Origin of the sequence: Mesorhizobium loti (genome assembly GCF_013170705.1) — a bacterium.
In the GTDB taxonomy this organism is placed as follows: Bacteria; Pseudomonadota; Alphaproteobacteria; order Rhizobiales; family Rhizobiaceae; genus Mesorhizobium; species Mesorhizobium loti_D.
Genome location: NZ_CP033334.1, coordinates 1,002,348 through 1,025,333, shown reverse-complemented (window position 1 = coordinate 1,025,333; position 22,986 = coordinate 1,002,348). Strand labels below are relative to the sequence as shown.

At 64.8% G+C, this 22,986-nt stretch carries 20 protein-coding genes; 5 read left to right on the top strand and 15 right to left on the bottom strand.

Features of this window, described 5'->3' with window-relative positions:
- Position 1 precedes the first annotated feature (1 nt).
- Genes EB815_RS04860 through EB815_RS04850 form a run of 3 tightly spaced genes read left to right on the top strand, consistent with a single transcriptional unit; the run spans position 2 to position 3,991 of the window.
- Positions 2 to 664, top strand: a complete 663-nt coding sequence (locus EB815_RS04860) for an ABC transporter ATP-binding protein (RefSeq protein ID WP_056574282.1) — start codon at positions 2 to 4, stop codon at positions 662 to 664.
- Positions 657 to 1,340: an ABC transporter ATP-binding protein gene (locus EB815_RS04855; RefSeq protein ID WP_244494116.1), complete on the top strand. Its 684-nt coding sequence runs from the start codon at positions 657 to 659 to the stop codon at positions 1,338 to 1,340. The genes EB815_RS04860 and EB815_RS04855 overlap by 8 nt, the downstream gene beginning before the upstream one ends.
- Entirely contained in the window at positions 1,337 to 3,991 is a 2,655-nt protein-coding gene (locus EB815_RS04850) for an ABC transporter permease (RefSeq protein WP_081294992.1), read from the top strand. The genes EB815_RS04855 and EB815_RS04850 overlap by 4 nt, the downstream gene beginning before the upstream one ends.
- A 215-nt stretch (positions 3,992 to 4,206) precedes the next feature.
- Here EB815_RS04850 and EB815_RS04845 read toward each other — a convergent pair whose 3' ends face one another.
- From EB815_RS04845 to EB815_RS04825, 5 genes are all read right to left on the bottom strand, one after another.
- Positions 4,207 to 4,758 carry a phosphatase PAP2 family protein gene (locus tag EB815_RS04845; protein WP_056574276.1) on the bottom strand — a complete coding sequence of 184 codons (552 nt, stop codon included), beginning with the start codon at positions 4,756 to 4,758 and terminating at the stop codon, positions 4,207 to 4,209.
- A 109-nt stretch (positions 4,759 to 4,867) separates the two neighbouring features.
- Positions 4,868 to 6,025, bottom strand: a complete 1,158-nt coding sequence (locus EB815_RS04840) for a glycosyltransferase family 2 protein (protein WP_081294991.1) — start codon at positions 6,023 to 6,025, stop codon at positions 4,868 to 4,870.
- On the bottom strand, positions 6,022 to 7,548 hold the full coding sequence (locus tag EB815_RS04835; RefSeq protein WP_056574274.1) for an ArnT family glycosyltransferase: 1,527 nt from the start codon (positions 7,546 to 7,548) through the stop codon (positions 6,022 to 6,024). Before EB815_RS04835 ends, EB815_RS04840 begins: the two co-directional genes overlap by 4 nt.
- Positions 7,549 to 7,648: 100 nt before the next feature.
- Positions 7,649 to 7,801, bottom strand: coding sequence for a hypothetical protein (locus EB815_RS04830; RefSeq protein WP_155772489.1), 153 nt, complete (start codon positions 7,799 to 7,801; stop codon positions 7,649 to 7,651).
- Positions 7,802 to 7,971: 170 nt separating this feature from the next.
- Positions 7,972 to 8,400 (bottom strand): Lrp/AsnC family transcriptional regulator, encoded by a 429-nt coding sequence (locus tag EB815_RS04825; RefSeq protein WP_056576358.1) that lies wholly within the window; start codon positions 8,398 to 8,400, stop codon positions 7,972 to 7,974.
- A gap of 122 nt (positions 8,401 to 8,522) precedes the next feature.
- Between EB815_RS04825 and EB815_RS04820 the strand changes: the two genes are divergently transcribed.
- Entirely contained in the window at positions 8,523 to 9,626 is a 1,104-nt protein-coding gene (locus EB815_RS04820) for a saccharopine dehydrogenase family protein (RefSeq protein WP_056574272.1), read from the top strand.
- Between the two features lie 161 nt (positions 9,627 to 9,787).
- Here EB815_RS04820 and lpdA read toward each other — a convergent pair whose 3' ends face one another.
- The 4 genes from lpdA to EB815_RS04800 form a co-directional block, all read right to left on the bottom strand.
- Positions 9,788 to 11,182, bottom strand: coding sequence for a dihydrolipoyl dehydrogenase (gene lpdA, locus EB815_RS04815; protein WP_056574270.1), 1,395 nt, complete (start codon positions 11,180 to 11,182; stop codon positions 9,788 to 9,790).
- Positions 11,183 to 11,422: 240 nt separating this feature from the next.
- Positions 11,423 to 12,754 carry a dihydrolipoamide acetyltransferase family protein gene (locus tag EB815_RS04810; protein ID WP_056574266.1) on the bottom strand — a complete coding sequence of 444 codons (1,332 nt, stop codon included), beginning with the start codon at positions 12,752 to 12,754 and terminating at the stop codon, positions 11,423 to 11,425.
- Positions 12,755 to 12,771: 17 nt separating this feature from the next.
- Positions 12,772 to 13,785 (bottom strand): alpha-ketoacid dehydrogenase subunit beta, encoded by a 1,014-nt coding sequence (locus EB815_RS04805; RefSeq protein WP_056574264.1) that lies wholly within the window; start codon positions 13,783 to 13,785, stop codon positions 12,772 to 12,774.
- A 3-nt stretch (positions 13,786 to 13,788) separates the two neighbouring features.
- Entirely contained in the window at positions 13,789 to 15,021 is a 1,233-nt protein-coding gene (locus EB815_RS04800; protein ID WP_056574261.1) for a 3-methyl-2-oxobutanoate dehydrogenase (2-methylpropanoyl-transferring) subunit alpha, read from the bottom strand.
- A 408-nt stretch (positions 15,022 to 15,429) separates the two neighbouring features.
- Between EB815_RS04800 and holA the strand changes: the two genes are divergently transcribed.
- Positions 15,430 to 16,473 carry a DNA polymerase III subunit delta gene (gene holA / locus EB815_RS04795; RefSeq protein ID WP_056574257.1) on the top strand — a complete coding sequence of 348 codons (1,044 nt, stop codon included), beginning with the start codon at positions 15,430 to 15,432 and terminating at the stop codon, positions 16,471 to 16,473.
- Positions 16,474 to 16,500: 27 nt separating this feature from the next.
- On the opposite strand, the gene EB815_RS04790 is transcribed toward holA, so the two are convergent.
- The 6 genes from EB815_RS04790 to mnmG all read right to left on the bottom strand — a co-directional run bounded on the left by EB815_RS04790 (position 16,501) and on the right by mnmG (position 22,738).
- Positions 16,501 to 17,289 (bottom strand): DUF2182 domain-containing protein, encoded by a 789-nt coding sequence (locus tag EB815_RS04790; protein ID WP_056574254.1) that lies wholly within the window; start codon positions 17,287 to 17,289, stop codon positions 16,501 to 16,503.
- A gap of 33 nt (positions 17,290 to 17,322) precedes the next feature.
- Positions 17,323 to 17,949, bottom strand: a complete 627-nt coding sequence (locus EB815_RS04785) for a DUF1326 domain-containing protein (protein ID WP_056574251.1) — start codon at positions 17,947 to 17,949, stop codon at positions 17,323 to 17,325.
- 462 nt (positions 17,950 to 18,411) lie between these two features.
- Positions 18,412 to 19,299, bottom strand: coding sequence for a ParB/RepB/Spo0J family partition protein (locus EB815_RS04780; protein WP_056574248.1), 888 nt, complete (start codon positions 19,297 to 19,299; stop codon positions 18,412 to 18,414).
- A gap of 65 nt (positions 19,300 to 19,364) precedes the next feature.
- On the bottom strand, positions 19,365 to 20,165 hold the full coding sequence (locus EB815_RS04775; protein ID WP_081294989.1) for a ParA family protein: 801 nt from the start codon (positions 20,163 to 20,165) through the stop codon (positions 19,365 to 19,367).
- A gap of 54 nt (positions 20,166 to 20,219) precedes the next feature.
- Positions 20,220 to 20,852, bottom strand: coding sequence for a 16S rRNA (guanine(527)-N(7))-methyltransferase RsmG (rsmG, locus tag EB815_RS04770; protein ID WP_056574245.1), 633 nt, complete (start codon positions 20,850 to 20,852; stop codon positions 20,220 to 20,222).
- Positions 20,849 to 22,738 (bottom strand): tRNA uridine-5-carboxymethylaminomethyl(34) synthesis enzyme MnmG, encoded by a 1,890-nt coding sequence (gene mnmG, locus EB815_RS04765; protein ID WP_056574242.1) that lies wholly within the window; start codon positions 22,736 to 22,738, stop codon positions 20,849 to 20,851. The genes rsmG and mnmG overlap by 4 nt, the downstream gene beginning before the upstream one ends.
- Between the last annotated feature and the right edge of the window lie 248 nt (positions 22,739 to 22,986).

The following is a 22,986-nucleotide window of genomic DNA, read 5'->3' as shown; positions in this document are numbered from 1 at the left end:
GATGCACGCGGTGGACGTGCATGAAATCTATCGTTTTTTCCATATCGGCGACGACGAGACGGCCGCATTGCGAGGCGTCAGTTTCCACGTCGCCGCCGGCGAGATCGTCGCCCTGGTCGGCCCCTCAGGCAGCGGCAAATCCACCTTGCTGGCCTGCGTGACCGGCCTCGATGAACCGGATGGCGGCTATGTCGAGGTGGCCGGCGTCCGGCTGACCCGGCGTCCGGAGGCGCATCGCACGCGCGTTCGCGCCGCCAGCTTCGGCATTCTGCTGCAATCGGGAAACCTGTTCGGCCACTTGACCGTCGAACAGAACCTACGATTGCAGATGCTGCTGGCCAGGAAGCCGGACGACCGGCGGACGGCCAGCCTGCTGGAAAGTGTCGGCCTTTCGCATCGCGCACGCGCTTTTCCGACCGAATTGTCCGGCGGCGAGACGGCGCGCGCGGGCCTCGCCGTCGCGCTGGCCGCCGATCCGCCGATCCTGATCGCCGACGAGCCGACTGCGGAGGTCGATAGCGAGACCGAATCCCGGCTGATCGCTCATTTCGAGGCGCGACGCGACGCGGGACTGGCGACGCTTCTGGCGACCCACAGCAGGGCGCTGGCACGGAAAGCCGATCGCGTCATCAGGCTGAAGGATGGGAGGATCGACCGTGGCTGAGACACTCGTCGTCGCAAAAGGCCTAGGGAGAGACTTCCAGGATGGCAACGCCGGCCGGATCGACGTGCTGCGTGATGTCGACTGCGAGATCGCCTCAGGCGCGCGCATCGCGCTTGTCGGACCTTCGGGCAGCGGCAAGACGACCTTGCTGCATATTCTTGGCGGCCTCGACCGGCCGACGGCCGGTACCGTCGGATGGCCGGGGCTTGGAGCGTTCGAGACCCTGAGGCCACGCCAGATCGGCTTCGTATTCCAGTCGCCCAGCCTGTTTCCCGCCCTCACCGCTGCCCAGAACGTCGGTCTGCCCTTGCTGCTGGCCGGCGAGAATACCGGCGCCAACGACATCGTGGCATCGCTTCTGCGATCGTTCGGCCTCGGCGAACTCGGCGACAAGCTGCCGGAGGAACTGTCCGGTGGCCAGGCCCAGCGCATTGCCATGGCGCGCGCCCTGGCAATGGCTCCAAAGCTTGTGCTGGCCGATGAGCCCACCGGGCAGTTGGACAGCCGAACGGCGCTGCGCTTCTTCGACGCCGTGCTCGACCGCCTGGACGGCACCGACATCGCCCTGGTGGTTGCCACGCATGACGAAGCCATGGCCAACCGCATGGCAACGCGCTGGACGATGGATCACGGCCGGCTCACCACCGGGCATCGGCCAGGGGCGGCCGCGGCATGATGGTCCTGCTGTGGATCCGCGGTGTGCTCGCCCGCCGCTTCCTGCGCGTGGCCGGCGCCGCGGCCGGCATCGCGCTGTCGGTCGCCTTGCTGGCCACGATGTCGCTCTTCCTCGCCGGGGCCGGTGCATCGATGACCGGACGCGCCGTGTCCGCGGTTCCAATCGACTGGCAGGTGCAAGTGATCCCCGGTGCCGATCCGGACCTCATCGGCAAGGCGCTGGCGCAAGCTGTTCCGGTCAAGGCCGTGCATCAGGTGCGCTATGCCGACGTCGCCGGCTTCGAGGCTCGGACCGGCGATACGACCCAGACCACCGGCCCCGGTCAGGCGGTTGCTTTCGACAGCCGGTATTCCGGCGATTTCCCGGCGGAAATCCGCTCGCTTTCCGGCACACTTGACGGCGCGCTGATTGCCCAGCAGACAGCCGCCAACCTTCATGTCGGTCCCGGCGACACCATCTCGATCCAGCGGATGGGCCTGCCGCCGGCGGAGGTGAGAATTGCCGGCGTGGTCGACCTGCCGGACGCCGACGCCCTGTTCCAGGCTGTCGGCCTGCCGCCCCAGGCAGCGCCGCGGGCCCCGCCCGACAATGTCCTGATCCTGCCGCGGGACATTTGGCGGCAATTGTTCGATCCGCAGCAGAAGGCCCGCCCCGACACCACCCGGCTGCAATTGCATGTACGGCTTGCCCGTGAGGCGCTGCCGCCGGATCCCGTCACGGCCTATACATTTGTCACCGACGCCCAGCGCAATCTCGAGGCAAGGGTCGCCGGCCAGGCGATCGTGGCCGACAATCTCGGCTCGCGCCTCGGGGCGGTCCGCGAGGATGCGCTGTACGCCTCCGTGCTGTTCCTGTTTCTCGGGTTGCCCGGCATCGCGCTGGCGGTCGCGCTTACCTTTGCGGTCACCGCGTCCGGCGCCGCACGCCGACGCACGGAACAGGCGCTGCTGCGCGTCCGCGGCGCGACGACCAAGGACATCCTGTTTCTGTCCGCCACCGAAGCCGCCATGGCGGCAATAGGTGGAACCGCCATTGGCCTGGCCGCCGCAGCGCTCCTTTCCGGTATCGGACCAGGTTTCAAGGCAACGCCTGGCGTTGACGGCCCGACATTGCTTCTTGTCGCCTCCCTCGGGCTGCTGGTCGGGTTCATCGCCTTTCTCTATCCGGCTTGGCGCGATGCGCGCTGGGCGACCGTCAGCGCGGCGCGGCGCACCGTGAGCCGGCTACAGGCGCCACTGTGGCAGCGCCTGTGGCTGGACATCCTGTTGCTCGCGGCGGCGGGATTGTTCTTCTGGCAGTCGGCGAGCACCGGATACCAGGTCGTGCTCGCGCCCGAAGGCGTGGCGGCAACGGCGGTGGACTACAAGGCGTTCATCGCGCCGGCCCTGTTCTGGGTCGGCATGGCGCTGCTGACGATCCGGCTGTCGGCCACGGTCATCGCCCGCAACGGCGCGCTTCTGCGCATGGCGGTTGCTCCGGCATCGGGAACATTGGCGCCCGTTGTTTCGGCCGCCCTGTCGCGGCAATCGGGGCGGCTGACGATCGGCATTGCCATGACCGCGCTGGCGATCTCCTTCGCCGCGTCGACCGCCATCTTCAACACCACCTACAATGCCCAGGCGCGCATCGACGCCGAGCTCACCAACGGTTCCGATGTCACCGTCTTCGGCACGACGGACAAGCCCGCAGGGACGCACTTGGCGGCTCTCGCCTCGCTGCCCAGCGCGGCGGCGGCGGAACCCATGCAGCATCGTTTCGCCTATGTCGGCGCGGATCTGCAGGACCTCTATGGCATCGACCCCAGCCGAATCGGACACGCAACCAGTCTTTCCGATGTCTATTTCAGCGGCGCCAGCGCGGCCGGCACGCTTGCCCTGCTCGCCGCGACGCCAGACGGTGTCCTGGTGTCGGAAGAGACCGTGCAGGATTTCCAGCTCCAGCAGGGCGATACCATCAATTTGCGGCTCATCGATGCCAGGGATCACCAGTATCATCCCGTGGCCTTCAAGTTCATCGGCGTCGCCCGCGAATTTCCGACCGCGCCCAAGGATTCCTTCCTTGTCGCCAATTCGGCCTATGTCGCCCGCATGACCGGCTCCGATGCGTCCGAATACGTGCTCATGCGCGCCAAGGCGGATCCTGCGGCGCTCGCGCGGCAGGCTTCGTCGATGCTCACATCCGATCCGTCGCTGAAGGTGGTCGATATCGGCCAGGCAGCACATCTCATCGGCTCGAGCCTGACCGCGGTCGACCTCGGCGGCTTGACGACAATCGAACTGGGCTTCGCTGTCGTCATGGCCGCCGCCGCCGGCGGGCTGATGCTGGCCCTGGGATTCCTCGAGCGCCGCCGGCCTTTCGCCATCCTCGCCGCGATCGGCGCCAAGCCGCGCCAGCTCGCGGCCTTCCTGTGGAGCGAAGGTCTGCTGATCCTTGTCGGCGGTATGGTGTTTGGCCTGCTTTCGGGCCTGCTGACGGCGTGGATGCTGGTCAAGCTGCTGACCGGCGTTTTCGATCCGCCACCCGAGGCATTGTCGATCCCCTGGCTTTATCTGGCGATCATGCTCGGCCTCGTGGCCGCTTCGGTGGTTGCCGCCGTTTGGTCCGCCAGCCCATCGGCGGGACGGGCGGCGGAACAGTTGCGCGACCTGTGAGCTGGACGTCGGTTACTTATCTGTAAACTCGCGGCCGGCCCGCCGAAAACTCCACGGCCTAGGCTCGTTCAGCCGCCCGAAAGGCCAATGGCCGGCGGCTTCACAACCAAGCAAAAACGGGAAAAGACCATGAAGAAATCCGCTATCGGCGCCACTTGGAATCCATAAGGTCGAGGTTCGCCGGCAGCGATCCCGACAGCTGTCGGCGGGCTCCTTCAAAGTATTCCAGTGACCAGCCGATCGAGCCGGGTGTTTTCCCGGTACGCGAGGCGAACCAGGCCCGCGGCCAGAAAGCCGGTCGCGGCGCCACCGAGAATGTCGCTGGCGTAGTGGGTACCGAGATAGACGCGCGACAGCCCGATCAGCAGCGCGGCCGCAAGGAACCAGAATCCGCGCCGGGACAGGCCGTGGACAAGAAAGGCCGCCGCGATGGCGAAACTTGCCGTCGCATGGTCGGACGGGAACGAGAAATCGACGGTCCTGTCGATGATCAGGTGCGTGACATGCGCTTCGTAAGGGCGAACCCGTTGCACGAACAGCAGGATCAGCTGGTTGATGCCAAGCCCGATAAGGAAAGAAAGACCGGCCGCTATCAGGACATGACGGATGGCCGGATCGGCACGCGGCACCCACCACTGCGCCACGACCGCCAGCACCAGCAGCGGCACGCCTGCCGTCGAGACCCCGATCATCACGGAATCAATCGTCGAAGCATGTCCGGCCCATGTGTTGATCCAGGCGGTGATCGCGGCGTCGAATTGATACATGCGTGGTCGGCCTCGGTTGGAGCAATCTCCGGAAAGTGCCTAACGGGTTTCCGTCCGGACGCGCGTCAAGGCAAGGAAATAAAGCGTTTCCGTGCAACGGGGAACCGCTCTATTGGCGGCGCCAGGTGATTGCGGAGTTGGTGATGTAGTTCCATGCCGAGCCCACGATTGCGCCGGCAAGGCCGGCGACCCACCAGCGTGAGTGGCCGCTGTAGAGAAGCGTCGACACGCCGACACCGGCCACGACGCCGAAGCTGCAAAGCGCCGCGAACATAAGCAGGCCGGTCAGGAACCGCCAGCCGCGCCGGCGCTGGTCGCGATAGGTGAAGGCGTTGTTCAGCGTGTAGTTGAAGGCCATCGCCGTGAACATGGCTGCTGTCTGGGCGACGACAAACGACAGGCCGTGCGGCAGCAATGCATGCAGGACCGCGAGATGGACGACAACGCCGGCGGACCCGACCAGGCCAAAGGCAAGGAAGCGCGTGGAGATCAGGTCTCCCGACATTTTCGCGACCAGCAGGCCGGCATATTCAAGCGCGACCAGGGAGTCGAGCTTGCTCTGTCCGTGCAGCCGCGGCGCAAACACGTAAGGGATTTCCTTGATCCTGATGGCGGTTGACGAAGACGCGACAATGTCGAGCAGGATCTTGAAACCTTGCCGCGACAGCCGGGGCGCCACCGCGTCGACGATTTCCCTGCGCAGCATGAAGAACCCGCTCATCGGATCATGGATCGGCGTTCTCAGCAGCAGACGCGCAAGATACGTCGCCAGCCGGCTGACGCTCGACCGCAGCCTGGTGAATCCGCCCTGGGCGCTGCCGTCGCTCCCGTAACGGCTGGCAATCACCAGGTCGGCCTCACCGCCTTGCAGCATCGCCAACATCGCGGGCAGGCATGTTTCGTCGTGTTGCAGGTCACCGTCCATCACGGCGACGATCGGCGCCGAGCTCGACAGGATGCCCTCAAGGCAAGCTCCGGCGAGGCCTCGCCGAGCAATGCGCCTGATGCCGCGAACCCGGTGATCGCCAGCGGCAATATCATGAACCGCCAGGATCGTGCCGTCCTTCGAGTCGTCATCGACAAAGACCACTTCCCAATCGATGCGCGCCAGCGATTGCCGCAGCCGGGCCACCAGCAGGCCGATGTTGGCGCGCTCGTTCAGCGTCGGAATGACGATCGTCACTTCCGGGCCACCATGCATGACGGGGAACGCGCTGTCCGCCGTCAACGCCACGGGGGCGTCCTGATAGGTGGTGGCCTGGTTCATGGCTGTCCCCCGGACGGCTGCCCATCGGCCTTGGAGAGCGGCGGCGCTACGCGCTTCACCGGCAGGATCAGCATGTCGAAGACCGGAAATCCGGAGATCCGTTGCGTTATGTGCCGGGCGTCGCCGTCGACGACGAACAGGCCGCCGAGATTGTCGCGATAGGCTTTTTCCTGGGCGGCCTCGTCGTCGCGGAAATTCATGGCGCCGATGAAGAAGCCGGTGGCTTGGGTGGCGAGTCGCCTGCGGTCCATGAACTGGAAGTGGCGCGGATCTCCAGGAAGCACGTCGACCGGAATGTCCGGGCCAAGTTCGTAGCCAAGCTTTGCCGCCTGCATCCAGTTCGAGGCAACGACATATCCGTTGGCGCGCCTGATCTCGTCGGCAACCTTGCTGTCCGTCAGCGCGGACCAGTCGACGAGCTGCCAGTTGACGTCGAACTTCGGCGCCCTCTGGAAAAATGGCCTGGTCAAGGCGCCGGTTGTCGCCTGCACCGCAAACCCGGTGGCCAGAAGCGGAACGACAGCGGCGGCGATAACGATGGACACGATGAGCAGCGTTCGCCTGCGCATCGAAAATGCGCCGCACCATTGGCCGACGAGCGGAAAGGCAAATAGGAAGCCACTCATCGACCAGTGCGGCAGCGAGTGGGCACTGAACAGGGCGATCAGGTCGAAGAACACGACGGGCAGCGCCGAAAGCAGCACGAAGAAGCGATCCGTTGCCGAGCCGGCCCAGGCGCCTCGCCACAGGCACGCCATGGCGACCAGCCAGATCGGCGGCCAAACATAGAGCGCCTGGCCGAGCAATGTCACGGCAAGGTTGCCGGGATGCAGGAGATGGCCTTCGTTGGCGGTACCCCGGCCGGACTGGAATGCCAGGGAAATCCAGGCATGATCCACGTTCCATATTATGACCGGCAGCAGACCAAGTGTCGCAATGGCGCCGGCCACCCATGGCCCGGCGGTTCGAAGCTGGTCCCGTCCGGGCTTCGTCAGCAGCAGGACCAGCAGGGCGGACATGCAGAACAGACCGGCCTGATATTTCGACATCAGCGCCAGCCCGAGCGCGACGCCGGCCGCACACCAGCGCAGAAGGGCAAACCGGGTTTCAGCGCCGAGAAGCATCGGTGCGGCCAGGCAGGCGGCGGCCAGCAGAAAGAAATCAAGCGGCCCGTCGGGAACGACGAAATGGCCGGCGGAAATAAGAAAGAACGGAGCGACCGTATACCAGGCCACGGCCCAGAATGCGGCAACGGCGCCATAGGCGTATCGGGTCAGCGCGAACAGCAGCAACGCCGACGCGGAGCCGAGCAACACATAGGGAAGTCTCACCAAAAGCCGGCATTCGCAGCCGGAAATATCCGCCATGAACCGGGCAAGCGCGAAGCCGATCGGAGGATGATCGAAATAGGAAAGCGAGTGGCTGCGCGACACCACCACCGCATAGGCTTCGTCAATCGAAAGTGGGATGACCGACGCAAGCCCTATCCTGAAGATCAGGAAGAAGAAGACGAGAAGTGCCATCTGAGAAATCGGGTACGCCGGAAAGGAGCACGCCGCGCCGGATGTGGACCATGTGGGAACCCCGGCACCTCGCCAGGTCTCGTCGTACTGCATGTGGGCGCTACCAGAACCAGAACAGATGGCTGCCGTATTCTGGTATCGGCTCGTTTCCGGACATGACGATCAGCAGCAAGGCAATGGCCAGCAACGCGATGCCGGTCGTGATCCAGATCCACCGGCCAGCCCGGACGGGAATATTGCGCGGTACGGACAAAGCCACCTCTCGGAACACGACAGGCTTTCGGCTTGGGACGGTCTTAGCCGCAGCGGTTCAGGCGCGACACTGCCTCGTCAATCATACTGCCGCCTTGCCGGGTTCTTACAAATCAGTAAGGGGTGGAATTGTTCACGGACGATCCGGCCCCACACAGCCGGCCCCGACACTCACCGGTCGATGCGCGTCGACAGGATGATCGACGATGAGGTCCGCTCGACCCCCTCCATGGCGCCGATCTGGTCGAGCAGCGCGTCGAGGTCGCGGATCGACGGGGCGTCGACAATGACGATCATGTCGAAATTGCCGCTGACGGAATGCAGCGTCCTGACCGGCGGCAGCGCCTGCAGAGCCCGCACCACTCTGTCGGCAAGCTTCGGCGTGACGGTGAGCAGCACATGTGCCTTGACCAGCCCTTGCTCATAGTCGGCCGAGAGCCTGACGCCGTAGCCTGCAATGATGCCGCGCTGCTCCAGCCGTTCGATCCGGCTCTGCACCGTGGTGCGCGACACGCCGAGCCGCCGCGCCAGTTCGGCCGTCGAGGCGCGTGCGTTGGCGCGCAGCAGGGAAAGCAGGGCCTGTTCGGCTTCACTGAGCATTTCGACGAATCCATTCGGCAAATCGGCTAATATTAGGGTTCGATCCGCCAGATTCCACACTTCCTTTCGACAGGCAAGCTGCGATGATTCCCGACGGATTGAACTGACAGGGGTTATTGATCATGAACAACATCGTTATCGTCGGCGCCGGCAAGATCGGCTCGACCATTGCCGGGATGCTCGCCGCGACGGGCGACTACCATGTTGCCCTTGTCGACCGCTCGGCGGCGCAGCTCGCCGCAGCCGAAGTGCCCGCCGGCGTCGAGACGCTCGAACTCGACATCGCGGCGGTCGGCGCGCTCGAAGCGGCGCTCGCCGGCAAATTCGCGGTGCTCAGCGCCGCCCCCTTCCATCTCACCACGCGCATCGCCGAGGCGGCGGCCAGCGCCGGCGTGCACTATCTCGACCTCACCGAGGACGTCGTCTCGACCCGTCGCGTCAAGGAACTGGCGCGTTCGGGCAAGAGCGCCTTCATTCCGCAATGTGGCCTGGCGCCGGGCTTCATCTCCATCGTCGCCAACGATCTCGCCAGCCGTTTCGACACGCTCGAAAGCGTGCGCATGCGCGTCGGAGCCTTGCCGCAATACCCGTCCAACGCGCTGAACTACAATCTGACCTGGAGCACCGACGGCGTCATCAACGAATATTGCGAGCCCTGCGAGGCGATCGTCGAGGGCGAGCTGGTCGAAGTGCCGCCGCTGGAGGAGCGCGAGGAATTCTCGCTCGACGGCGTCACCTACGAGGCCTTCAACACGTCTGGCGGGCTGGGCACCTTGGCCGAGACGCTGAAGGGCAAGGTGCGCACGCTGAACTACCGCACCATCCGCTATCCCGGCCATGCCGCGATCATGAAGGCGCTGCTCAACGATCTCGGCCTGCGCCACCGCCGCGACGTGCTGAAGGACATTTTCGAAAGTGCTTTGCCGGCGACGCTGCAGGACGTGGTCATCGTCTTCGTCACCGTATCCGGCCGCCGCAATGGCCGCCTGCTGCAGGAAACCTACGCCAACAAGATCTATTCGCAGCGCGTCGGCAACCAGGTGCGCAGCGCCATCCAGATCACCACGGCGTCCGGCATCTGCGCCGTGCTTGACATGCTGGCCGACGGCAGCCTGCCGGCGACCGGTTTCGTCAAGCAGGAAGAGATCGCGCTGGATGCATTTCTGGCCAACCGCTTTGGCCGGGCGTATGCACAGCACGAGATGGTAAGCCGGCTGGCGAGCTGAGCATCTGATCTCCCCCCTTGAGGGGGAGATGTCGCCGAAGGCGACAGAGGGGGTCGCCGCGTGAAGCGCCAGCTTCCTTCTGTCGCAAGAAGGCCGCATCCAGTCGAACCGACCCCCTCTGGCCTGCCGGCCATCTCCCCCTCGAGGGGGGAGATCACCCTCTAAATATGCAGTGCGTGGCCCAGCGCCTTCAGCGCCGCTTCCTGGAAGCCCTCGCCTTGCGTCGGATGCGCGTGGATCGTGCCGGCGATGTCCTCCAGCCGCGCGCCCATTTCCAGCGCCAGCCCGAAAGCCGCCGACAGTTCCGACACGCCTTGCCCGACCGCCTGGATGCCGAGCACCAGATGGTTGTCCGCGCGGGCGACGACGCGGACGAAGCCATCCTCCCCCATCTTCGTCATCGCCCGTCCGTTGGCGGCGAACGGGAACAGGCCGATCTTGACCTCGCCCTGCGCCTTGGCCTCTTCGGGCGACAGCCCTGATGTCACCAGCTCGGGATCGGTGAAGCAGACGGCGGGAATCGAGCGCTTGTCCCAGCCGCGCTTGTGCCCGGCGACGATCTCGGCCACCATTTCGCCTTGGGCCATCGCCCGGTGCGCCAGCATCGGCTCGCCGGTGACGTCGCCGATGGCGAAGATGCCGCGCATCGAGGTGCGGCACTGGTCGTCGACCTTGATGAATTTGCCTGACATGTCGAGGTCGATCTGGTCGAGGCCCCAGCCTTCCGTCACCGGCTTGCGTCCCACGGTCACCAGGATCTTGTCCGCGGCAACCTTGGCACTCTTGCGATCCGCTGTCTCGACCAGCAGGGCATCGCCCTTCGTCGACAGGCCCTTGGCCTTTGCGTCTGTCATCACCTCGATCCCGAGCGCGGCGAGCCGCTTGACGACAGGCCGGGTCAGTTCGGCGTCATATTGCGCCAGCACGCGCGGCAAGGCCTCGACCACCGTGACCTTGGCGCCCATTTTCGCGAAGGCCATGCCGAGCTCCAGCCCGATATAGCCACCGCCCACCACGGCGAGCTTCCTGGGGACCTCGCTCAAGGCCAGCGCTTGCGTGGACGATATGACAGGCCCGCCAAAGGGAAGAAAAGGCAGCTCGACCGGCGCCGAGCCGGTGGCGATGACGATGGTTTCGGCGTGGATCATCTGGCTTCCGGTCTCGGTCTCGACCTCGACGGTCTTGCCGTCGCGGAACGTTGCCCAGCCCTGCACGGTCTTCACGCCAGCCTTCTTGAGCAGGCCGGCAACGCCGCTGTTGAGCCGGCTGACAATGCCGTCCTTCCAGGCGACGGTCCTGGCAAGGTCGAGCGCGGGCGCGGTGACCGAAATGCCGAGCGGGCTCTTGCCGCCAGCCATGTGCGACACTTTCTCGAACTCCTCCGCCGCATGGATCAGCGCCTTCGACGGAATGCAGCCGACATTGAGGCAGGTGCCGCCGGGCTTGCCCGCTTCTACGATGACCGTATCGACGCCGAGCTGGCCGGCACGGATGGCGCAGATATAGCCGCCCGGACCGGCGCCTATGACGAGCAGCTTGCAGGAGATTTCTTTCATGTTGGCTGTCCCTTCAGCGACGGTCGATACGCGCCTTCCCTTCTCCCCTTGTGGGAGAAGGTGGATCGGCGCGACAGCGCCGAGACGGATGAGGGGTGCTCCAGGGAACGCCGACGCCTCACTCCGCTGGAACACCCCTCATCCGTCGCCTTCGGCGACACCTTCTCCCACAAGGGGAGAAGGGGGAGCTCAAACCCCGACGCTGGCGCCTTCTGAACCGTTTCGATCAACTCATCGCCCTCAATCCACGAAAATCAGCGCCGGTGTTTCCAGCAGCGCCTTGATGCGCTGGATGAACACGGCCGCATCCCAGCCGTCGATGACCCGGTGGTCGAAGCTCGACGACAGGTTCATCATCTTGCGCGGGATGAACTGCGTGCCGTCCCACACCGGCCGCACCATCATCTTGTTGACGCCGATGATCGCCACTTCCGGATGGTTTATGACCGGGGTCGTCGCCACGCCGCCCATCGCGCCGAGCGAGGTGATGGTGATGGTCGAGCCCGACAACTCCTCGCGGGTCGCCGTGCCGGACTTGGCCGCCTCGGCCAGCCTGTTGACCTCGGCGCCGCAATCCCAGATGTCGCGCGCCTCGGCATGCTTGACGACAGGCACCACCAGCCCCGACGGCGTCTGCGCGGCGATGCCGATATGGATGCCGCCATGCTGGTGGATGATGCCGGCTTCGTCGTCGAACAGGGAATTGAGGTTGGGCTGGTCTGATATCGCCTTGACCATCGCCCGCATCAGGAATGGCAGCAGCGTCAGCTTCGGCCTCTCCACCCCACCCCTGGCGGCGCGCTTCTCCTTGTTGAGCGCGGCGCGCAATTCCTCCAGCGCGGTGACGTCGATTTCCTCGACATAGGTGATGTGCGGGATGCGCGACTTGGACAGCGTCATCTTCTCGGCGATCCTGCGCCGCAGACCGACCACCTTGATGTCCTCGACCGTGTCGTTGCGGGCAAGGCCCGATGCCTTGGCCACTTGCGGCCCGCGCGCCAGGAAGGCCTCGATGTCCTCGTGGCCGATGCGGCCGGCCGGGCCGCTTCCCGCGACCTGCCTGAGGTCGATGCCCGCCTCTTTCGCGCGCAGGCGCACGGCCGGCGACGCCAGCGGTTTTTCGCCCTCCGGGCGCGGGGCGCCGGCAACGGACGTGCGCCCGATACTTTTCGAAATGGCCGGCGCGGGTTTCGCCTCCGGGCTGCTGGCCTTTGGCTTGGTCTTCGCGTCCGGCGCCGCGCTCTCGGGCTTCGGCGTCGGAAGCTTCACCGGGGGCTCGGCCACCGCCGCCTCGGCCTTGGCGCCACCCTTAGGCGTTACATTGCCCTCGCCCGCAACTTTCAGCCGCACGATCGGCGAGCCGATCGCCACCGTGTCGCCGATCTCGGCGCCCAGCCACAGGATCTCGCCATCGACCGGCGAAGGGATTTCGACCGTCGCCTTGTCGGTCATCACGGCGGCAAGCACGGTGTCCTCGCGCACGATGTCGCCGACCTTGACGTGCCACTCGACCAGCTCGGCCTCGGCGACGCCCTCGCCGACATCGGGCAGCTTGATGATGTGTTCGCCCATGTCAGGCCTCTCCCACTTTAGGCTTCCAAGGTTTCGATTAGAGCGCGGCCGACCCGGGCGGGACCGGGGAAATAGTCCCATTCCTGCGCGTGCGGATAGGGCGTGTCCCAGCCGGCGACCCGCGCCACCGGCGCCTCCAGATGATAGAAGCAGTTTTCCTGGACGAGCGCCGAAAGCTCGGCGCCAAAGCCTGAGGTCAGCGTCGCCTCATGCACGACGACGCAGCGCCCGGTCTTCTTCACCGAGGCGACTATCGTATCGAGGTCGAGCGGCAACAGCGTCCGCAGATCGATGATCTCGGCATCGATGCCGGTCTCCTCGGCCGCGGCTTGCGCGACATAGACCATGGTGCCGTAGGCGAGCACGGTGATGGCCGAGCCGGCCCTGCGGATCGCCGCCTTGCCGAGCGGCACGGTGTAGTGGCCATCGGCGACTTCGCCGAGCTCATGTTTCGACCACGGCGTCACCGGCCGGTCGTGATGGCCGTCGAAGGGACCGTTGTAGAGCCGTTTCGGCTCGAGGAAGATCACCGGATCGGGATCCTCGATCGCCGCGATCAGCAGCCCCTTGGCATCATACGGGTTGGACGGCACCACCGTCTTCAGCCCCGACACATGGGTGAACAGGGCCTCGGGGCTCTGGCTGTGCGTCTGGCCGCCGAAGATGCCGCCGCCGGTCGGCATGCGCACCACGATCGGGCAGGTGAAATCGCCGTTCGAGCGGTAGCGCAGCCGGGCCGCTTCCTGGGTCAGCTGGTCGTAGGCCGGATACATGTAGTCGGCAAACTGAATTTCCACGCAGGGTTTGAGACCGTACGCAGCCATGCCGATGGCCGAGCCGACAATGCCGGATTCGTTGATCGGCGCGTCGAAGCAGCGGCTCTTGCCGTATTTGGCCTGCAGACCCTGCGTGCAGCGGAAGACGCCGCCGAAAAAGCCGACATCCTCGCCGAACACGACGACCTTCTCGTCGCGTCCCATCGACACATCCATGGCGTCGCGGATGGCCTCGATCATGGTCCGTCTCGGCATGGCTCAGACTCCCGCCTGCTGGCGCTGGCGCCTGAGATGCGGCGGCATCTCGGCATAGAGGCCCTCGAACATGTCGCGCGTCGACGGCTTGCCGCCTGCATGCAGCGTGCCGTGGCTTTCGGCCTCCTTCTGCGCCGCGATCACCGTGTCGAGGATCTCGGCCTCGGCCTGCGCGTGCCGCTCGTCCGACCAGACGCCGAGCCCGATCAGGTGGTTCTTCAGCCGCACGATCGGGTCGCCGAGCGGCCAGGCGTCGGATTCGGTCTTCGGCCGGTAGGCCGAAGGATCGTCCGAGCTGGAATGCGCGCCGGCGCGGTAGGTGACGTATTCGACCAGCGTCGGTCCGAGATTCCTGCGCGCGCGCTCCGCCGCCCATTTGGCCACCGCGTGCACGGCGAGATAATCATTGCCGTCGACGCGCAGCGAAGGGATGCCGAAGCCGAGGCCGCGCGCCGCGAACGTGCCGGAGCCGCCGCGTGCGATGCCTTGAAAGGTCGAGATCGCCCATTGGTTGTTGACGACGTTGAGTATCACCGGCGCCTTGTAGGTGGAGGCGAACACCAGGGCCGAATGAAAATCGGATTCCGCCGTCGAACCGTCGCCGATCCAGGCCGCGGCGATCTTCGAATCGTTCGAGATCGCGGAAGCCATCGCCCAGCCGACCGCCTGGATATACTGCGTCGCCAGATTGCCGGAGATCGAGAAGAAGCCGTGCTCCTTCGAGGAATACATGACCGGCAGCTGGCGGCCCTTCAGCGGATCGGCCTCGTTGGAATAGATCTGGTTCATCATGGTGACCATCGGATAGCCGTCGGCGATGAGCAGGCCGGCCTGGCGATAGGTCGGGAAATTCATGTCGCCCGGCGTGAGCGCCTTGCGGAAAGCGCAACTCACCGCCTCCTCGCCCAGATGCTGCATGTAGAAGGAGGTCTTGCCCTGGCGCTGCGCCATCTGCATGCGCGCATCGAAGGTCCGCAGCGTCATCATGTGACGCAAGCCTTCAAGCAGCTCGTCATTGGAAAGCAGCCCGGCCCAGGGGCCGACGGCTTCGCCATTGCGGTTCAGAACGCGGATGATCGAAAAGGCCATGTCGCGGATGGTGCGCGGATCGACGTCGATCTCGGGACGCGGCACCGAGCCGGCCTTGGCGATGGTCACGTTGGAAAAGTCAGGCGTGCCGCCCGGCCGCACTTCCGGCTCCGGAACATGGAAACGCAACATCCCAGCATCGGCCATGACCTTTGTCCTCCAATGTTGCCTGGCGCCGATATTTGCACATCCGCGCCGCCAGACCAGAGCGAATTCGTCGGGCAAGCCTTTCGCATCGGGCCGGCGACGCCGGCCGTTTCAGCCTCCCGAGTACAAGATGAAGATATGTCCGCGAAATTTCTTGTCGATGTTTCATCGCGGCGCGCAATTTGGCGCAAGATTGGCTCGGGGTTTCCGCCAGATAAGGCGATTGGGCGGCAACAATTGCGCTGCTCTTCCCTCGTGAGGGTGTCCGATTAACGGAAGGTGGGAAGCGAGGTTGGCCTGGCCTGGCTCCTTGCTCCCCCCGCCGACCGGGGGAGAGGAAGGGTGTCAGGATCTGCGACCTCTCTGGAAGCCATTCACCCCACTCCCACATCATGCTAACCACCCTCCATGGCACAGAAGAAAGCTTTCGAGGTCGATTCGTGGCTCGCGAAGCCCGATCCGCGCATCTCTATCGTCCTGCTTTATGGCCCCGATCGCGGGCTTGTTTCCGAGCGCGCGAAAGCCTTTGCCGAGAAGACCGGCCTGCCGCTCGACGATCCCTTCTCCGTGGTGAGGCTCGAAGGTTCCGAGGTCGACCGCGACGAGGGCCGACTGCTCGACGAGGCCCGCACCGTGCCGATGTTTTCCGACCGGCGCCTGCTTTGGGTGCGCAATGCCACCGGCCAGAAGGCGCTGGCCGAGGACGTGAAGGCGCTGACGGCGGAACCCGCGCGCGATGCCATCATCCTGATCGAGGCCGGCGATCTCAAGAAGGGCGTTGGGCTGCGCGCCGTGGTCGAGGGCGCGGACAACGCCATGGCGTTGCCGTGCTACGCCGATGAGGCGAGGGATATCGACACGGTCATCGATGACGAGCTGCGCAAGGCCGGCATGTCGATGACGCTGGAGGCCCGGCAGGCACTGCGCCGCAATCTCGGCGGCGACCGGCTGGCTTCGCGAGGCGAGATCGAAAAGCTCGTCCTCTATGCCCACGGTCAGAAGGAGATCGGGCTGGAAGAGGTGCGGGCGATGTCGGGCGACGTGTCCGGCGCCTCGTTCGATGATGCGGTCGATGCGCTTCTCGAAGGCAAGGTCGGCGATTTCGACACCGCCTTCACCCGCCACTGCCAGTCCGGCGGCCCGCCTTTCCTGGTACTGTCCTCGGCGATGCGGCAATTGCAGCAGATCCAGGTCATGCGCGGCCAGATGGATTCTGCCGGCCGCAACGCCGCCTCGGTCGTTGCCGGCGCGCGCCCGCCGGTTTTCTTCTCGCGACGCAAGTTGGTGGAAAAAGCGCTCGAGCGCTGGAGCAGCGAGGCGCTGAGCCGCGCGCTGACGCGGCTGCAGACGGCAGTGCTGCAGACGCGGCGGCGGCCGGATCTGTCGGTGGCGCTGGCACGGCAGGCGCTGCTGGGGATTGCGGTGGAGAGCGCGAGGCTGGGGCAGCGGTAGGAGAATGCTGCTCCCTGCTTCCCTTGGTCAATTCATCATCATGGCGCCCGCCGGCTGAAAGGTGGGCAGCGCCTGCGGAAAGACCAGCACCGCCGCGCCGTAGAGCAGCAGGGCGACACCCGACAGCTTTGCGATCCCCTCTCCTGACGGGAGGGTTTTTTCCGCAAGGACCAGCAAGGTGACCACTGCCATTGCGGCGACGTTCATGATCCCGAGGGGAAAGAGGGCCAGAAACAAAAGCCAGCAGCAGCCTAGGCAGAAAAGCCCATGCTCCAGGCCCATGCGGACCGCGCCCCAGTGGCCATCGCGCCATGCGGTCAGGATGAAGCCGATCGGCGTACGGCATTTGGCCAGGCAGAGATCTTTCAGGGGCGAGAGTTGATAGGCGCCCGCGATCATCAGCAGCGCCCCGCCAATGCGCGCGGCCGCCGCCGTCGACAATCCCGCACGCCCGGCAAGCATCTCCGCACCCGCCGCACCGGCAAAGGCGACAGCACCCATCACGCCCCAAACCAGCATGTACCCGGCTACGAACACCCAGCTCGAGACAAAGGTCTCGCCCCGGCTCTGTTTGCCGGCCTGGACCTGGTGAAACGTCAGGATCATGGGCGCGGCGGTTGGAAACATCATGGCAATCATCATGATCATCCAGACGGCGAGAAACAGCGGCGCCTTCATGCCCATGGTGAGTGAGCCCATTTCCATGCGCATGTCCGCGTCCATGCCCATCCGCTGCCAGACAAGCAAGGCCCACGCCGCCGCCGCGATTGCGATCAGCAGCGCGAGAAGGACGTATCGCTGTAACGTCGGCGCCATGGACGAGCCCGTTCCATGCTATCCGGCCAACAGCTACTGCTGGCCGGACCAATTGATCGGGGCGTAATGTCCGTTTCGGCGGGAATTGTCCCAGCTCATGCCATGGTCGCCGAATGTGCTGCCTTCGGCCCCCATCGCCAGGGCGAGCCAGTCGGGATTGACCGGATGGCCGGTGGCCGCCCACATCTGCCCGTCCTCGCGCATTGTCGGCAGCGGCTCGACCGCCAACCGCATGACGCCGGCAATCTCCGCCGACCGCTTCTTGCCGTTTATCCGGTAGTCTATCGGCACTTTCCTGGCACCGAGATTCGTGCCGATCATGGGTGCCAGCACCGCCATGGGGCCGCCAGCGGCACCCGTGAAGATGGCACCCAGCGCCTCGGTCTGCCGGTCATCGGCCCGTTCGTCGATATAGGCGGCGGCCGTCCAATTGCCGTTTGCCATCGGACCCGGCGTGTGGGCAACCATCGCGACGCTGAGCCCATCCAATCCAACGTCGCCGTAATTGCCCGTATCGATATGGAAGACCAAACCGACGTCGCAAACGCCTCTCGTCGGCTTCGAAGTCAGCTGCGCGTTGGTGGACAGCAGGCAAGGACACACGACGTCGCAGCTACAATTCTCGAAGTAACTTCCCGACAATTGCCAACGGACTGCCATTTGCACCTCCCACTTGCGTCAGGCGCGTCGGCATATTCGGCGAGGCGGTGCCATTTCACGACACTTGCAGGAATGGCAAGTAGCCCTCGCCGCGACTGACCGGCACGCTAGGGCAGATAATTAAGCCATATCTAATTCAGGCTACTCCGTTGCCCGGCACTGTCAAGCCGCGGTGGCAGGGCTTGCGACAGGCGCTGCCACTAGCGGTGGAGAGCGCGAGGCCGCGGCAGTACGGATAATCTCCCCCCTCGAGGGGGAGATGTCGCCAAAGGCGACAGAGGGGGTCGGTGCGACTGGATGCGACTTCCTTGCGGCGAATGGAGGCCGACACCTGGTCATACTGCCGGCCATCTCCCCTCGAGCGGGAGATCAACGCTTCGGTCCTTTGCCCAACCATCAGCGCCATAAACAAGGGCGGACCTGGCAGCTCGCCCTTGTTTTCGAAAGAAATTCGCCGGCTAATTACCGTTCCTGCTTCAATCTCCGGCACAGTTCATCGAGTTGCTCCAGCGAGCGGTAGGAAACACGAAGTTCGCCGCCCTTGCCCTTGTGATCTATGGACACGATCATGCCGAGCGTATCGGTCATCAGCTTTTCCAGCGCCAGCGTGTCGGTATCCTTTTCCGGCGCGGCTTGCGCCTGCTTCGGCTTGGACGGCGTCGGACCGGCCGGCATCTGGGCCAGCGCCTCGGCCTGGCGCACCGAAAGGCCTTCCTCGACGATGCGCTTGGCGAGACCCGCCGGATCCTCCGCCGTCACCAGCGTGCGGGCGTGGCCGGCCGACAGCGCGCCGTCGACCAGCATGTCGCGGATCACCTCCGGCAACTTCAGCAGCCTGAGCGTGTTGGCGACATGGCTGCGGCTCTTGCCGATGACATTGCCGAGGTCGGCCTGGGTGTAGCCGTGATCGTCGATCAGCTGCTGGTAACCCAGCGCCTCCTCGACCGCGTTGAGGTCGGTGCGCTGCACATTCTCGATGATCGCCAGTTCCAGCGCCGTACGGTCGTTGACATCCCTGATGATGACCGGGATCTCGGTCAGCCCGGCGCGCTGCGCGGCGCGCCAGCGGCGCTCGCCGGCGATGATCTCGTAGCGGCCAGCCTGCGTCGGCGACGGTCGCGCCACCACCGGCTGCACCACGCCGTGCTCGCGGATCGACTGGGCAAGATCGGTCAGTTCGGCGTCGCCAAAATGCCGGCGCGGATTTTTCGGGTTCGGGCTGACGAACTCGATCGGCACCTTGCCGTCCGCGCTCATGCCGGGCTTTTCCGGTGCCGCCGGGCGATCGATCTCGCCGATCAGTGCCGCCAGGCCACGCCCCAGTCTTTTCCTCGAAAGGTCTTCGCTCATCTCTATTCCAGGTTCTTCAGATCGTTTCGGTATCGAATCGGCTGTTAATTATGCATCCGATCTAATCAAGCGGCGCGGAATTTACGCTCGCGGCGGATCACTTCCGAGGCCAGTTGCAGATAGGCCTGGCTGCCCGAGCATTTGAGGTCATAGAGGATCGCTGGCTTGCCATAGGACGGCGCCTCGGACACCCGCACATTGCGCGGGATGATCGTCTCGTAGACCTTGTCGCCCATGTGCTGCCGCACATCCTGGACCACCTGGTTGGCCAGATTGTTGCGGCCGTCATACATGGTCAGCACGATGCCCTGGATGGTGAGGTCCGGATTGATCGAACGGCGCACCTGCTCGACAGTCTCCAGCAGCTGGCTCAGGCCTTCGAGCGCGAAGAACTCGCATTGCAGCGGCACCAGCACCGAATCGGCGGCCGCCATCGAGTTGAGCGTGAGCAGATTGAGCGACGGCGGGCAGTCGATCAGCACATAGCCGAACCCGGCCGAACGCGCCGAGGCCGCACGCAAGGCATTGCGCAGCCGCAGCACCCGGTCCGGCGCCGAGGCGATCTCCATCTCGATACCGAGCAGATCGAGCGTCGACGGCACGATGGACAGGCCAGGCACGGCTGTCGGAATGGCCGCGGCTTCCAACTCCAGCTCGCCCGTCAGCACATCGTAGGATGACACGGTCCGGTCCTTGCGGTCGATACCGAGGCCGGTGCTGGCATTGCCTTGCGGATCGAGATCGACGATCAGAACCTTTTCGCCGATTGCGGCCAAGGCGGTGGCTAGGTTGATGGCGGTGGTGGTCTTGCCGACACCGCCCTTCTGGTTGGCTACGGTGATGATTCGGGGGCCATTCTTCATCATGGGTTTATGCCAGAAATTCATTTTGGGTCGCCAGATAGCTCGACAAGTCGAAGATCAGACAGGTCGCAGATTTGACAGTTCAAGGATGACGCCATGCGGGTCCGTCACACTGCGATGTTCTACCAGATCGAAGGACCATCGGTTAACGCTTTCTTGCACTTCCGCGCGATAATCCCGGCCTTTGTGGAACAGCCCGCGCGCGCCTGATGTCAACCAGGGCGCCGACAGGTCGAGAAGGACCGAAAGCGAGGCCAGGGCCCGCGCCGTGACGATCTGCGGCGCCGCAACAAGCGCATGGCTGTCCTCGATGCGGCGCGCCACGATCCGAGCCGGCAGGTTGAACTGGCCGACGACAGCCTGCAGGAACGAAGCCTTTTTGCGGTTGCTTTCCACCAGATTGATGCTGGCCCCTGGGCGCTCGGCGAGCAGGAAAGCCATGACAAGGCCTGGAAATCCGCCGCCGGAACCGATGTCGGCCCAACGCACGGCACCGGGTTCTATGCGGGCGAGCTGTGCGCTGTCCAATATATGGCGCTGCCAGACATCGGCCGAGGTCGACTGCGCCACGAGATTGATGCTGCGGTTCCATTTCTGGAACATCTGTTCGAATGCCACCAGGCGATCGAATGTTTCACGTGAAACCGGGCCGGCGGCGGCCTCCAGGCTCTCCAGGGAAAAAGAGCTCACGCAACGTCCCTTTGGTCGCCCTGGAGCCTTTGCGCGCTTTCATGGTGGCGGACATGGGCGACGATGATCGCCAGCGCCGCCGGCGTCATGCCCTCCATGCGCTGGGCATCCGCGATGGAACGAGGCCGACGTGCCTGCATTTTCTGCTTCAGCTCGTTCGACAGCCCGGGAACACTTGTGAAATCGACCGTCTCGGGGATCAGTCGGCTCTCCTCATGGCGAATCTGCGCGACATCCGTCTTCTGGCGATCAAGATAGACGGAATATTTCGCCTCCGTTTCGAGGCGCTCGGCGGTCTTTGCATCGATCGCGGCAAATTTCGGCTCTATCCTGGCCAGCCAGGCAACGTCGACGCTGGGATAGGCCAGCAATTCATAAGCGGACCGGCGTACGCCGTCGCGATTGATCTCCAGCCCGTGCCGCGCCGCCTCATTGGGCGTCATGGTCAGGGCCTTGGCCAACGCCCGCGCCGCGTCGAGACGCTGCATCACATCGCCATAGCGTTGGCTCCGTTGCGCCGAAGCGATCCCCAGCCTCTCCGCCAGCGGCGTCAGCCGCTCATCGGCATTGTCGGCTCGCAGCGACAGGCGGAATTCGGCGCGCGAGGTAAACATCCGATAAGGCTCGCTGATGCCGCGGCTGGTGAGGTCATCGACCATGACACCGATATAGGCCTCGGTGCGGCTGAGCACGATCTGCTCGCCGCCCGCCGCTCGCCTCGCCGCGTTGAGCCCCGCAAGCAAGCCTTGGCCGGCGGCCTCCTCATACCCGGTCGTGCCGTTGATCTGCCCGGCCAGGAACAGTCCGGCAACCCGTTTGGTCTCCAGTGTCTGATGCAGTTCGCGCGGATCGACATGATCATATTCAATGGCATAACCGGGCTGCAGCATGACCGCGCGCTCCAGCCCCGGAATGGTCTTGAGGATATCGAGCTGCACATCCTCGGGCAGCGAAGTCGAAATCCCGTTCGGATAGACCGTATCGTCGTCGAGCCCTTCCGGCTCGAGAAAGATCTGATGGCCGTCCCGGTCGCCGAACTTGACGATCTTGTCTTCAATCGACGGGCAGTAGCGCGGGCCGACGCCTTCGATCGAGCCGGAATACATGGCGGAGCGGCCAAGGTTGGCGCGGATCAGTTCATGCGTGGCTGGCGTCGTGCGCGTGATGCCGCAGTCGATCTGCGGTGTCTCGATGCGGTCGGTCATCAGCGAGAACGGAACCGGATCTTCATCCGCCGCCTGGCGGTCCAGCGAAGCCCAGTCGATGGTTTTTCCGTCCAGCCGTGGCGGCGTCCCGGTCTTCAGCCGGCCGAGCCGGAACCCTGCCCGGTCCATGGTCGCCGACAGGCCGAGGCTTGCCTGCTCGTTCATGCGGCCGGCAACAATCTTCTTATCGCCGATATGGATGAGCCCGCGCAGGAAGGTGCCGGTTGTCAGCACCACGGCGCCGCATGCCAGACGGCGGCCGTCCCCCAGCAGGACGGCGGCGATCTTGCCGTTGTCGATTTCGAAATCCAAAACCTCGGCCTCGACCACGTCGAGATCGTTCTGCTGCCGAATCGCTTCTTGCATCGCAAGACGATAGAGCTTCCTGTCGGCCTGGGTGCGGGGTCCGCGGACCGCCGGGCCTTTGCGCCGGTTGAGCAGCCGGAACTGGATGCCCGCCGCGTCCGCCAAGCGGCCCATCAGGCCATCCATGGCGTCGATCTCGCGCACCAGATGGCCCTTGCCGAGGCCGCCGATCGCCGGATTGCACGACATGACGCCGATCGTATCGAAGCGCAGCGTCACCAGCGCGGTCCTGGCCCCGGCGCGCGCGGCTGCGCTGGCCGCCTCGCAACCCGCATGGCCGCCGCCCACCACAACCACATCATAGTGATCGGTCATTTCGAATTTCCCGGGACTCAAAAGATTGAGGGACACATGTCCCCGCAGGGCGAGCCTGTCAAGAAAACTTCGCGGGAAGTTTCACGTGAAACAAAGGATTACCTACCCTCCCCCTTGTGAGGAGGGGGTGAGCGTAGCGCCATGTTTCACGTGAGTCACAGCTGTCGCAGCTGTTTCACGTGAGTCATGCCCACGCATTGCGAGGGATCCCAACTTCGTCATCCACGGGCGGAGCAGCCGCGCAGCGG